The 12,092-nt window shown below is 42.5% G+C and carries 12 protein-coding genes and 1 pseudogene; 8 read left to right on the top strand and 5 right to left on the bottom strand.

Features of this window, described 5'->3' with window-relative positions:
• Positions 1-8: 8 nt before the first annotated feature.
• A complete protein-coding gene (locus tag APA_RS16175) occupies positions 9-668 on the bottom strand; it encodes a hypothetical protein (protein WP_201323292.1) in 660 nt (219 codons plus the stop codon).
• A 218-nt stretch (positions 669-886) separates the two neighbouring features.
• On the opposite strand from APA_RS16175, the gene APA_RS16170 reads away from it, so the two are divergent.
• Entirely contained in the window at positions 887-1,258 is a 372-nt protein-coding gene (locus APA_RS16170) for a ferredoxin-thioredoxin reductase catalytic domain-containing protein (protein WP_201323291.1), read from the top strand.
• 28 nt (positions 1,259-1,286) lie between these two features.
• Here the strand turns inward: APA_RS16170 and APA_RS16165 are convergent, their stop codons facing one another.
• Positions 1,287-2,300 carry a late competence development ComFB family protein gene (locus APA_RS16165; protein ID WP_201323290.1) on the bottom strand — a complete coding sequence of 338 codons (1,014 nt, stop codon included), beginning with the start codon at positions 2,298-2,300 and terminating at the stop codon, positions 1,287-1,289.
• A 17-nt stretch (positions 2,301-2,317) separates the two neighbouring features.
• Positions 2,318-2,836 carry a chemotaxis protein CheW gene (locus APA_RS16160; RefSeq protein WP_201323289.1) on the bottom strand — a complete coding sequence of 173 codons (519 nt, stop codon included), beginning with the start codon at positions 2,834-2,836 and terminating at the stop codon, positions 2,318-2,320.
• Positions 2,837-3,127: 291 nt separating this feature from the next.
• Between APA_RS16160 and APA_RS16155 the strand changes: the two genes are divergently transcribed.
• From APA_RS16155 to APA_RS16135, 5 genes are all read left to right on the top strand, one after another.
• Positions 3,128-3,589: a ubiquinol-cytochrome c reductase iron-sulfur subunit gene (locus APA_RS16155; protein ID WP_201323288.1), complete on the top strand. Its 462-nt coding sequence runs from the start codon at positions 3,128-3,130 to the stop codon at positions 3,587-3,589.
• 227 nt (positions 3,590-3,816) lie between these two features.
• Positions 3,817-4,521, top strand: coding sequence for a response regulator transcription factor (locus APA_RS16150; protein ID WP_201323287.1), 705 nt, complete (start codon positions 3,817-3,819; stop codon positions 4,519-4,521).
• 232 nt (positions 4,522-4,753) lie between these two features.
• Positions 4,754-6,886, top strand: a complete 2,133-nt coding sequence (locus APA_RS16145) for an adenylate/guanylate cyclase domain-containing protein (protein ID WP_201323286.1) — start codon at positions 4,754-4,756, stop codon at positions 6,884-6,886.
• 45 nt (positions 6,887-6,931) lie between these two features.
• Positions 6,932-8,368 (top strand): mechanosensitive ion channel family protein, encoded by a 1,437-nt coding sequence (locus APA_RS16140; protein ID WP_201323285.1) that lies wholly within the window; start codon positions 6,932-6,934, stop codon positions 8,366-8,368.
• Between the two features lie 209 nt (positions 8,369-8,577).
• Positions 8,578-8,787, top strand: a complete 210-nt coding sequence (locus APA_RS16135; RefSeq protein ID WP_142654359.1) for a chlorophyll a/b-binding protein — start codon at positions 8,578-8,580, stop codon at positions 8,785-8,787.
• Positions 8,788-8,936: 149 nt separating this feature from the next.
• Here APA_RS16135 and APA_RS16130 read toward each other — a convergent pair whose 3' ends face one another.
• Positions 8,937-9,395, bottom strand: a complete 459-nt coding sequence (locus tag APA_RS16130; protein WP_201323284.1) for a MarR family winged helix-turn-helix transcriptional regulator — start codon at positions 9,393-9,395, stop codon at positions 8,937-8,939.
• Positions 9,396-9,475: 80 nt separating this feature from the next.
• On the opposite strand from APA_RS16130, the gene APA_RS16125 reads away from it, so the two are divergent.
• Both APA_RS16125 and APA_RS16120 read left to right on the top strand, forming a co-directional pair.
• Entirely contained in the window at positions 9,476-10,174 is a 699-nt protein-coding gene (locus APA_RS16125) for a glutathione S-transferase family protein (protein ID WP_201323283.1), read from the top strand.
• 216 nt (positions 10,175-10,390) lie between these two features.
• Complete coding sequence (locus APA_RS16120) at positions 10,391-11,686, top strand: ATP-binding protein (RefSeq protein WP_201323282.1); 1,296 nt, start codon at positions 10,391-10,393, stop codon at positions 11,684-11,686.
• 38 nt (positions 11,687-11,724) lie between these two features.
• Here the strand turns inward: APA_RS16120 and APA_RS16115 are convergent.
• Positions 11,725-12,092, bottom strand: a pseudogene (locus tag APA_RS16115) (IS4 family transposase); the annotation flags it as partial.

Genomic DNA, 12,092 nt, shown 5'->3' with positions numbered 1-12,092 from the left:
CGCTGATTCTATATATTTAGGTTACAGGTTGACAAGGTATTTACAGGAACAGGCGAGGGGAAAACGATCGCTCGACAAAAAGGCAAGCTGACATTCCCCAGATCCTGCTCAAAAGCTTTTGGTATTGTACCAATTAGCGTTTCGACTATACTCTTGCGCGGATCGGATGGCGCGACTTGATAGATCACACTTAGCACATCATCAGGAAACCAAGCCCGAACAAGCATAAGTAACTCTGGTGCTGTCAGAGCGCGATCGCGGTTATCAGGAGTTAATCTAATCCCCACTAAGCGATCGCTTTCAAAATAAATATTGGCAGTAAAGCCCCTAACATAAACCAGTTTGCGATCGGGCAAGGCATACAAGCCCTCGCCGCCTGGTTGTAACTGGTGCATCGTATATGCATCGCGATGAATCGTCGCGATCGCAGCCCAGTTATTGTCCTGAGCATACTTAAAAAACTGCGGTTCTAACATGCCCAAATGTAAAGTATCAGGCTGTAAAGGTGGATGTGCTCTTGTCTGGAGACTGGGTAATGTTCTTATTGTGCCTAATTTTTGATTGCTAGTATCATTTGATCGGGCGGCAGGAGCAAAGGCGATCGCACTGAAAAAGCTTGCCGCGATCGCGCTACCAATTGATATACAAAAGTTAACTCTAGTTGCCATACATGCACCTAATACAGCATTACTGGAAATGGCTTGTTTCTTCTGTTTCTACTTTAGCAAAAATTCTTGTTTGTTGTGACAAAAGTAAGACAAATTAAACCTAAGAGATAGAGTTAACGCTTTGGATTACCTCTACCTCTTAGGGTTTTAAGATAAAGTGGTGTAGCGATTTCATGCTATAGGTAGTAACTAATAGTTTCTTGGTATTTTGTTAGATCATGTCCCTTAACCCAGAGTCAGAGTCAGATCGTGGGGAAAATAAAGCATCCTCTAAAAGTTTTGAGGCAATGCGAAAATTCTCCGAAAGGTACGCAAAAAATACAGGCACATTCTTTTGTGTCGATCCTAGCGTAACTAATGCCGTTATTGAGGGCTTAGCTAAACACAAAGATGATTTAGGCTCTCCTCTATGTCCCTGTCGCTATTATGAAGACAAGGAAGCTGAAGTCAAAGATACCTACTGGAACTGCCCTTGTGTGCCAATGCGCGAACGCAAAGAATGTCACTGTATGTTGTTTCTGACTGAAGATAATCCTTTTGTTGGTACAAAACAAGAACTAGAAGTAGTTGAAATTGTTTACGATGCTTAAACAATAAAGGTGGTGCTTTGCACCACCTTTATTGTTTAGGCGCATTATGCTGCGATCGCACCCAACAAACCTTTCCAGCTTTAGCAAGCTCTAGGGATTTTGATATAGATTCGCTCAAATTTTGCCATGTTACTTGCCGATCAAACAGTAACTTACTGACTTTAGCTAAAGCTTGTACTCTCTCATGACGAATTTTAGAGAACATCAGGGGATCGATTTTTTGATAACTGGCATTACGAGCTTCTAGCATCGACTCATGCACAATGATGGCAACTTCCGAACCGATATTCATTTGTGCGTAATAACGCAAATGAGCAAGTCCCTTTGCTGACGTGGCATACAAGGACGGTAGACGATTTAAAGTTCGTGCTAGTACATCTTCTAGCCGAATGAACCTCAGATCGGATGGGGGAAAACTTTGTGCTCGGTTTTGCGCCATTCTAATCACCAGTCGCTCCAAAGAATGGACTAGCTGATGAGATTCCATCATATAAACGTCATATTCTTTCTGTTTAGAATCAGGGGCAACGCTGCATTTTTGCGTAGACTTAGACTTACCAAGATACATTTGCGAATTCATCTGTCGCTGCCCCAAAGAGCCATATTTACTGACACGCGGCGATAAGTTACCAGAATTATATTTAGCGATCGCATTTTCTAAATTGTCTTCTAAGGCTCTGGGCAAGTCACACCACATGAGATTTGTCCGACCTAGTCTGTCTTGGGCATCTAGCAAAGCATGGGGTGCATTGGCTACTTCTATAGCTTCCAGTGGCTGAGGCTCCCGCAAAGGATCGCGACGCACTGCTAACAATGCTTGACGAGTTACCTTCGTAATATCGGCTTGCATAGCAGTACATTCTTGTCTCTTTGTCTGCAAGCCAACATCCGTCGATGCAAACATAGATGGCAGACGATTTAATGTATAGGCAATCACCTCGTCAATATTGTATTTATGTCTAATCCCACTGCCTAAGCTCTGAATTTGAGCATTAGCTTCTCTAGAAACAAATTCAAGCAGAACATTGCGGCAGGATTCCATTTTGGGGATAGATATAATTATGAATGTAGAATTGTCGATTGCACAATATTTTCAGCTTTTAGTAAATAAGAACATTCTCCCTTATCGTTAATATACCCTTTAAGATATGGTCTCAATGTCGCTGGCACAGAGCTAATATTTTGGTCAAGGGTGTCATTTGGAATATGGACAACCCCCCAAATTTTAGGCACGATCATCGCCAGTGAAAGTTGTTGCACTGATATCAAAATTACTTCATAGAGTCCAATATTTTGATCTAGAGGTTGCAAACCCAATAGCATTGCTAAATCGATCGCCCAATAAACTCGGCGACGACGGCTTAATATACCTAAAATACAAGATGGTTTATTCGGTACGGGCATAATGTGAGAGGCTCTGATCGTCAAAACTTCTTGAGTAAATTCACTTTCAAGTAAGCCGACAGTTTGAGGATCGATCACAAACTTTAGACAAGTATCAAGCCCTGTATCTTGCTGTACGCTCATCTTTCCTTCTTGGATGCGATCGACACTCTGTGTAAGTGTTTGCATGGACATATGTCGACCTTAGTAAACATTAATCATGTATAGCGATCAGGGTAATCGTTTGTATACAGCATTATGGCTGCTTGCGTCCCCATTTTTCAGTTAATAAGCGTTAAAAGTGAATAGGTGGTGCGCGGCTTCGCTGCGCCCCACCTATTCACTGGGAATGAAGTATGTTCCTCATTGCTATATGCATCATAAAGCATCCTAAAATGGCAAGTCTTGAATAGCGATCGCTATACTGGTTATCTAGAATGAGTTAATGTTTGCACTAAATATTTAGCTGACGCACAGAGAACACATATGAATCTGAATCGCCGTAAGTTACTTTCTTGGTTTGGTTTAGGCTGGTTGGCTAGCCTTCTTCCCTCATCTTTAATTGGATGTAGTGAAGCTAATACCCCTACTGCATCAGCGCCTACATCAACATCAGCACCTGAAAGTGTAGCTGCTGCACCTAGTGGTAATTTTAAAGAGATCGGTACAGTTGCTCAACTGGACAAAGACGGTGCTTTGGTCTCCTCAGACAAAAAAATTGCTGTAGTACGTAATCCTAATGATGCAACAAAGGTATTGGCTGTTAATGCGACTTGTACCCATAAAGGCTGCACGGTAGCGTGGAAGTCGGCAAACAAAGAATTTGTTTGTCCTTGCCATGATGCCAAGTTTGCGGCTGACGGTGCTGTGCGCCAAGGGCCAGCAGACAAACCCCTGCAACGCTATGCTGCCAAAATTGAGAATGGACAAGTATTAGTTAGTGCATAAAACCGCAAAAAAGCGAGTGGTGGCGCTAAGCGCCACCACTCGCTTTTTTGCGGTTTTATGGTAACGGCATAAATGATTTAGGATTGATATATATTGGTAGATGAGTAACTCAGCATAATTACAAAACCAGAACCAAAATCTGTACCGCCCGCTACGCAGGCGGTACAGATTTTGAGATTAGCTAACTATTGCGATCGCAAAATAACTGCATAACTATAAGGATAACTATGTCAGGACATATCCTGCTTGTGGATGATGAACCAAGTCTGAGAGAGGCGGTGCAAGCCTATCTCGAAGATAGTGGCTTTGCTGTGCAAGTTGCCAACAATGCACGCGATGCATGGCAAATGCTAGAGCAAACCACACCCGATCTCGTGATCTCGGACATCATGATGCCACAGGTGAGTGGGTATGAATTTCTGAAGCAAATGCGCGAAGATGTGCGTTTTTTAAATTTGCCTGTGGTGTTTTTGACAGCAAAGGGCATGACCAAGGATCGGATCGAGGGATATAACGCGGGTTGTGATGCCTATTTGTCCAAGCCTTTTGATCCTGATGAGCTAGTCGCGATCGCGGAAAATTTGATTGCCCGTCGAGCGATCCAAGCAGTTACAGCAAATAGTAATACTTCAGAAATAACGGATCTGGCGGGTCAACTTGCAGAAATCAAGGAATTGCTGAAAGAGAAGGCAGCAATCAAGGTTAAGGTAACCCCACCACCGATCAAGATTGAGTTTACACCTCGTGAACAGAGTGTTTTAGAGCTTGTAGTTGAAGGCTTAATGAATAAAGAAATCGCTAAGCGTCTTGGCACAACTATTCGTAATGTTGAGAAATATGTCAGTCGGCTCTTTAGCAAAACTGGTACTAGCAGCCGCACTGAATTGGTGCGTTATGCGTTACAACATGGCTTGATTGAAGCTTATTCTTAGTTGAAAGGCAGCACGATGTGCTGCCTTTCTTTTAATAAACAACCAGTTTTTTGTGGCACGGCTTCGCCGCGCCACAAAAAACTGGTTGTTTATTTTACTGCTAGACACTGACATGAGTTATCTACTAACATTTTTCTATAAATTTCTAACCTAAAATACATTGCTCTTAATAGTGAACTTATAGATAAAAAGTGCGTGGCACTTTTTATCTATAAGCTTATAAATTTTTTATATGCAATGGTTAAAATTTAATTGGCTGAGTATTAAGTCGAAACTGATTGTGATGCTGCTCACGGTTAGCAGTAGCTCGATCCTCGTGACTGCATATCTTGGTTATCAAAGCGGGAAGTCCAATTTGACCGATCGCGTGTTTAATCAGCTAACCAGCGTGCGGGCTTCCAAGGCTTATCAAATCGAATCCTATTTCAAAACAATTCGCAATCATATTCAAACGTTGAGTAACGATCCTTCAGTGGGAACAGCGATCGCCGAATTCACGAACGCATACAGACAGCTTGAGAATGTACCTTTACCAGCCGATGCATCCCCCAAAATTAATGCATATTATCAAAATGAATTTCTGCCCAAGTTGGCGCAAACAGAGCAAGGTTCTCCTGTTTTGAATTCATTTTTACCAGAAGCGATCGCTAGTAATTATCTGCAATATCATTACATCGCCAATAATTCTAATTCTATTGGCAAAAAGCATCTCTTAGACAAAGCCAATGATAGTAGCGAATACAGTCGCCTCCATAGTCGTTATCATCCGATCTTTCGGAATATTATTGAGAAATTTGGTTACTATGATTTGTTCCTAATTGATCCTGATGGCAGAATAGTTTATACAGTTTATAAAGAGACAGATTTTGCTTCTAGCCTCACCGTTGGCGCATATAACGAAAGTAATCTTGCCCGTCTATTCGTATCAGTGCGCCGTTCTAAAGAAAAGGACTATGCGCGAATTATCGATTTTGAAGCCTATTCTCCTTCCTATGGCGCTCCGGCCGCCTTTATTGCTGCACCTATCTATAATCAAGATAAATTTATTGGCGTTCTCGCAATTCAAGTTCCCGTCGATGAGATTAATAATGTGATGACGGGCAATCGCAAGTGGGAAAGTGATGGCTTGGGCAAAAGTGGTGAAACCTATTTAGTCGGTCAAGATTTTTTAATGCGATCGGTTTCGCGATTTTTGATCGAAACTCCTGAAGAATACATTCAAACGCTAGTTGCTTTAGGCGTTAATAACGAAACGATTAATAGAATTCGTCAATACAAGACCTCGGTTTTGGCGCAAGTTGTTCGGACTACCGCCGTTGAGGAATCCATGATGGGTAAGCAAGGTATTAAAATCATCCGTGATTATCGTGATATTCCTGTTCTCAGTTCCTACTCACTTTTACAAATAGAAGGATTAAAATGGGCCATTCTATCGGAGATCAACTTAGCAGAAGCCTATGCGCCAATTAATGATTTTGAGCGCCAGTTAGTAATTTCGGCAACTCTATTAATGTTGTTAGTTGTTTTATTGGCGATGGTGATGGCTTCTTTATTTGTGAAACCGATTAATCAATTAATTGCCAGCGCTCGTAAAGTGGCCTCTGGTCAATTAGATGCGATCGCGGTTTTAGAAACTCAAGATGAATTTGGCGAACTCGCGCAGTCTTTTAACTTAATGGTATCGAGCTTGCACGATCAGACAAACTTAGTCGAAGAAAAAAATCGCGAAAATGAGCAATTATTGCTGAGCATCTTTCCTGCGGCGATCGCTAAACGTCTTAAGCAAGGTGAAAAGAATATTGCCGAGAGTGCTTCTAATGTGACGGTGCTATTTTCGGATTTGACGGGATTCTCGAAGTTATCAGATTCTCTTACTGCTTACGAAATTGTCAGCATTCTCAACGATCTGGTCACGAGCTTTGATGAAACCGCCGATCGCTTTGGTATGGAAAAAATCAAAACCATTGGTGACAGCTATATGGCAGTTTGTGGGCTATCAGTGCCCTATCTCGACCATGACAAAAGGGCAATCGATTTTGCGCTGGAGATGCAAGCGATCGTGCGACGGTTTAGCCAAGAGCGTGGATTCAAATTGAATATCAGCTTAGGGATTAACTCAGGTGATATCGTGGCTGGCATTGTCGGCAGAAATAAATTTATCTACGATGTATGGGGCGACACGATCAATATTGCTAGCGCCTTAAAGTCGGCCTGTCCCGAAGGATCAATTTTAGTGTCTCACGAAATTTACAGTCGCCTATGCGACCTCTACGAGTTTGCACCCCTAGCCACCAAAATTGAGGATGGTGAAACCACTTTAGAAGCATGGCAACTGAAAAGCACGAGCAAAATTAAGCCAAGTTAAGAACATGGCAAACCCATGTTCTTAACTTCATTTGGAAATCACAATATGCTGCAACCTACTGCCAATCATCTGTTTATTTGGGCGATCGCCTTAATTGTCGGACTAGCACTGTCGGTAATTATTCTTGGCGAAGTTATCTATCGCTTACAACATCGCCGCCGCCCCCTCGTCGCCACATTGCAAGTAGTGCGAAATTTGGTGCTACCAATGCTCGCCTTCATGTTGTTTATCCAGTATGTGCTGCAACGTCCTGCTAGTGACGACCTTGTTAAAAGTGTCCAAACTCTATTTTGGATTTTCGTATTGCACGCGGCGTTATCGCTACTGAATGCGATCATTTTTGAGCAAGCAAAAGCCGATACTTGGCGAGCGCGAGTTCCTAAGCTCTTAATCGATCTCTTTCGTCTGTTTTTAGTGCTTTTGGGTGTGGCGATCGTCCTTGCTACAGTCTGGAATGCCGATCTCGCTGGATTAGTTACTGCTCTAGGTGTTAGCTCGATTGTGATTGGTTTAGCGCTCCAAGATACCCTCGGCAGCGTTATGTCAGGAATTGCACTGATATTTGAGCGACCTTTCTCCGTCGGTGATTGGCTGGAAGTCGGTGATTTGACTGGACAAGTGATTGATATCAATTGGCGAGCCGTGCGTTTACAAACCTTCGAGCGCGAAATGGTGATTATTCCACACAAGCTCATTGGCAATGCGATTATTCGCAACTTTAGCCGCCCGATCGCTATTCATGCGGAACGGATTCGTCATGGATTCTCTTATAACGATCCGCCCAATTTGGCCAAACATGTTTTGCTGACTACGGCTCTTGAGACTGAAGGCATTTTAAAAGATCCAGAGCCAGAGATTTTTACAATTTCCTACGATGACTTTGCGATTACCTACGAGGTGAAGTTTTATATCGATGACTACAGCAACATTGAAAGTATTCGCGATCGCTTTATGAGTCGGATCTGGTATGCCGCCCAACGCAATAACCTGACGATTCCTTTTCCCATTCGCACTCTTTATCATTTTAATGGTCCTACCTTACAGGCTCAGGGAACTTCCAAGAAATTTACCGAGAGCCTGCAATCTGTTCCGGCTTTTGTGCCATTACAAAACCCTGATTCTGTTGCCGATGGTATTGATTTGCAACATTATGGCGCGGGTGAGAAAGTAATCTGGCAAGGAGTCAGTAATAATGCGCTGTATATTGTGATCGCTGGTACTGCGATTATGTCCGTCTGCGATCGTGAGCATATCGAACATGAGCTTTTAACAATCAAGACTGGCGAATTTTTTGGTGAGATGACGCTTTTTTCTGGTGAGCATAGTCCGATATCAGTAACAGCGATCGAGGATTTAGAAGTGATGATGCTGTCTGCTAATGCTGTTAATCAAATGATCGATCGCCAGCCTAGTTTTGCCCGTGAAATCAGTCAGATCTTAGAAACACGCCGCCGTGTGGTAAACACAATTCAAAAATCATGAACCCAAGAATCTATTGGCGGTGCTTTGCCCCGCCAATAGTTTTCAAGCCAAGAATAAGTGGTGCGGGGCTTCGCCCCGCACCACTTATTCTTGGCGTACCTCTTTGTATAGGCAAGGCAAAGCTTCTAAGCATACCTTTAGCTAGATTCATATATTGAAATACTTTGTTATATTTCTTTACATAAGGAAGTCACACACAGGACAAAGCAATGAGCAACAGTTATAGAGTCGATGAGCGCGGTGTTCTCAACAATTTCGCAGTTGAACCTAAGATGTATGTTGAAGAAACCCAAAAAGCTGGTTTTACACCTTACGCAGAATTGTTGAATGGCAGATTGGCGATGATTGGTTTTGTATCTTTGCTAATCCTTGAATTTTCTACGGGGCATGGGTTGATTTGGTGGCTTGCTAACGTATAAGCACTGACCGTTCCCAATCAAAATGTTTTGAGACAAAGTAAAAACGATTATTCGACCCTACCTTTTGGTAGGGTTTTTTCTTTGAAATTTTTGCGGCGCAAAGCGCCGCAACTCTATTTTGGTTTTTAATTTGCTATAGGAAAATGTAGTCACGCTTTCGAGAATTGGCATAATAAGCGATCGCAGATTTGCTGTAAAGTTCTCGCTTCATCATCTGAGATATGGTTAGCAAAATATTCAGAAATCCCCTCCGCATATACCATCCACATTTTTTGTTGCATTGCTAAACCTGATTCCGTTAAGACGGCATAAGTCCCCCGTCGATCGTTAGGACAGGACTTGCGATAGAGAAAGCCTGCATTTTCAAGGCGATCGACAAGGCGGGTTAGATTGCTGCGACTTAATAGAACTTTTTCGGCTAACTCACTCAATCGCAAGGAGTAATCAGTAGCTTCTTTGAGTGTGAGCATTACGTCATACCATTCCAACGGCGGCAGATCGGCTTGGGTGAGTTTTTCGGCAATGCGATCGAGCAGCTTGCTATGGACGGTCAAAAGCGCTCGCCAAGCTGAATTTCGTAAAGGATCTAAGGCTAAATTAGTTGACATGTTAACAGTATGAGAAAAAGTCATTGCAATTGCAATTAAATATGCTAGATTAATATTAGTTGCAATTGCAATTAATGTAAATGCAACTATATTCAAATATTAATAACACTCTTGCCATGTTGCCTAAACTCAAACTGATTAGCCATATTCTTTGTCCCTATGTACAGCGATCGCTAATCACCGTCATCGAAAAGCAAATACCTTGCGATCGCGAATATATTGACCTTGGCAATAAACCAGACTGGTTTCTTAAAATTTCGCCACTAGGCAAAGTTCCTCTTCTACTCGTTGATGGCGAAGTCCTATTTGAATCTGCTGTAATTTGTGAATATCTTGATGAAATCACCCCAGATTCTCTACATCCACTAGATCCTTTAACAAAAGCTAAACATCGCTCTTGGATTGAGTTTGGATCAAATCTACTTGCAAAAATTGCGGGATTCTATGCGGCTAAAGACCAAGAGACTTTTGAAACAAAACGTTTGGATCTAATCGCAAATCTAGAAATCCTCGACGCTCAATTAGATGCATCTCCATATTTTGTTGGTGAAAAATTTTCACTGATCGATGCAGTCTATGCGCCCATCTTTCGATACTTTGTCGCCTTCGATCGCTATCAAAATTTTGGCTTTAGCGATCGGACTCCCAAGATTAATGCTTGGCGGAAAGCCTTGCTGGAAAGACCATCTGTGCAACAAGCAGTTCCCGAAAATTATTACGATTTATTAGATGAGTTTCTCAAAAAGAGAAATAGTTATCTAAGCGATTTGATTAAATAACCTTTGTTGCAAGGATCAATCGCTCTGCGATCGACCACACAAACTACGACTCCTCGACCATAAAACCAAAATCTGAGTTCGCATCATAGCATTAGCAAGTTCGCAGGGCTTATTTGCATTGAGCCGCGCCATGCAGGGCAACTGATTAGTTTTTGGTAGATGATGACTTACAATAACGAATAATCAGGACATCCGCAGTCGTCGATTAATTCAAATATGGATCTTGAACTTTCTCGATTTTACAAAGCTTGCAATCCTACACATCCGCTTGATTCCAGTAATGAAGAGGATCGTAGCTATTACGTCGATCTTTCAACAGTGCGCGGCGAAAAGCTGATTGAAAGTTTGTCGCGCAAGATTGTGCGGATTTCGCCTGACGAGGCGACCTGTCAATTATTTACCGGGCATATCGGTTGCGGCAAATCGACGGAGCTTTTACGACTAAAGCATGAGCTGACGGAGAAAAAGTTCCATGTGGCTTATTTTGAATGCGATCGCCAGTTGGAACTGAGCGATGTTGATGCTAGTGATATTTTGTTAGCGATCGCAGGACAACTCAGCAAAGGATTGGAAAAGGAAGGGATCAACATCATCCCAGAATATTTCAAGAAATTGTTTGGTGAACTGAAGGATATTTTGCAAACAAAGCTTGATTTAAGCGCCAATTTTAAACTATCCGTGGGGATTGCCGAGATTACAGCGCAGGCGAAGAATAGTCCGTCATTGCGGCGGCAGATGCGCGAACGTTTGGAGTCACGGACAAGTAGCATTATCAATTCGATTAATAAGGAGTTACTGGCTCCTGCGAAGGAAAAACTGAAAGCCAAAGGGCTGAATGGATTAGTAGTAATTGTTGATAACCTCGATCGCATTGAAAATCGTATCGATCCTAAGGAGCAGTCACGGGCGGGATATTTGTTTGTGGAGCGGGGCGATCAGTTACGGGGAATGGATTGTCATGTGGTATATACGGTTCCGTTGTTGTTGACTTTTTCTAATGATGCTGCGATCGTGACGAGTCGATTTGGTACGGATATTAAGACTTTGCCGATGGTTCCTGCTCGGTTGCAGGATGGCAGTGCGTGCGAGGCGGGGATGGCGCTATTGCGACAGATCGTGATGGCGAGGGCGTTCCCGAATATAAGTGCGGTGCAGCGGATTGGCGATGAGTTTGTGAATAAAGTATTTGATACGCCCCAAACTCTCGATCGCTTATGTCAAGCTAGTGGTGGTCATGTTCGTAATTTATTTCGATTGTTGTATGGTTGTTTGGAGCAGGACGATCCGCCGATTACGGCTAAGTTGGTCGAGAGTATCATCGCCAAGGAACGGAATAAGATGGTTAAAACAATTACTGAAGATGAATGGGAACTAATTACAAAGGTAAAACAAGATAAGAAAGTACGTGGTGAGGTGGAGTATCAGACTTTGATTAAGAGTCAGTTTGTTTTTGAATATGAGTATCAGGGGATTAGTTGGTTTGATGTGAATCCGATTTTGGATGATATGTAAGATATTATCCTTAGTGGTGCAGAAAACTTAGGCGAGTCTCATCCTGAGACAGTGGTAACACGAGAAAATTCAATACGAAAATCTAACATTTCTCGTTTGGTAATAGAAGCACAGGCAGGAGGAGGGTTACTTTTAGGCAAAACCTGCAATTGAGGAAGTAGTTTTTGCTGGTAAAGAAGACTGTGAAGATGACGGAGACCGAGTTGCAGAAAACTCAAGCCTCTGTGGTCATGCCAATCAATCCAAGCCCTTTGCCCCAAACGCACCAACATGATACCGAGAATCAGAGCAATCAAGGAAGCCGTGGCAAGGAGCATAAATAAACAAGTGAGAGCTTGAGCATCGCGGAGATGAGAGCTAACAATATCAAAAGCCCCAGACTTGTAATCCTTAAAATGAGGTTCAA

The sequence above is a fragment of the Pseudanabaena sp. lw0831 genome (assembly GCF_016584665.1).
Classification (GTDB): domain Bacteria; phylum Cyanobacteriota; class Cyanobacteriia; order Pseudanabaenales; family Pseudanabaenaceae; genus Pseudanabaena.
Note: the sequence above shows the minus strand (reverse complement) of the source record. Positions and strands in the feature narration are given on the sequence as shown.

Bases quoted from the DNA above. Each gene is read 5' to 3' on its own strand.
- APA_RS16125 (WP_201323283.1), top strand. From the start codon at position 9,476: ATGCAACTATATTCAAATATTAATAACACTCTTGCCATGTTGCCTAAA.
- APA_RS16160 (WP_201323289.1), bottom strand. From the start codon at position 2,836: ATGTCCATGCAAACACTTACACAGAGTGTCGATCGCATCCAAGAAGGA.
- APA_RS16120 (WP_201323282.1), top strand. From the start codon at position 10,391: ATGGATCTTGAACTTTCTCGATTTTACAAAGCTTGCAATCCTACACAT.
- APA_RS16145 (WP_201323286.1), top strand. From the start codon at position 4,754: ATGCAATGGTTAAAATTTAATTGGCTGAGTATTAAGTCGAAACTGATT.
- APA_RS16150 (WP_201323287.1), top strand. From the start codon at position 3,817: ATGTCAGGACATATCCTGCTTGTGGATGATGAACCAAGTCTGAGAGAG.
- APA_RS16140 (WP_201323285.1), top strand. From the start codon at position 6,932: ATGCTGCAACCTACTGCCAATCATCTGTTTATTTGGGCGATCGCCTTA.
- APA_RS16135 (WP_142654359.1), top strand. From the start codon at position 8,578: ATGAGCAACAGTTATAGAGTCGATGAGCGCGGTGTTCTCAACAATTTC.
- APA_RS16155 (WP_201323288.1), top strand. From the start codon at position 3,128: ATGAATCTGAATCGCCGTAAGTTACTTTCTTGGTTTGGTTTAGGCTGG.
- APA_RS16130 (WP_201323284.1), bottom strand. From the start codon at position 9,395: ATGTCAACTAATTTAGCCTTAGATCCTTTACGAAATTCAGCTTGGCGA.
- APA_RS16175 (WP_201323292.1), bottom strand. From the start codon at position 668: ATGGCAACTAGAGTTAACTTTTGTATATCAATTGGTAGCGCGATCGCG.
- APA_RS16165 (WP_201323290.1), bottom strand. From the start codon at position 2,300: ATGGAATCCTGCCGCAATGTTCTGCTTGAATTTGTTTCTAGAGAAGCT.
- APA_RS16170 (WP_201323291.1), top strand. From the start codon at position 887: ATGTCCCTTAACCCAGAGTCAGAGTCAGATCGTGGGGAAAATAAAGCA.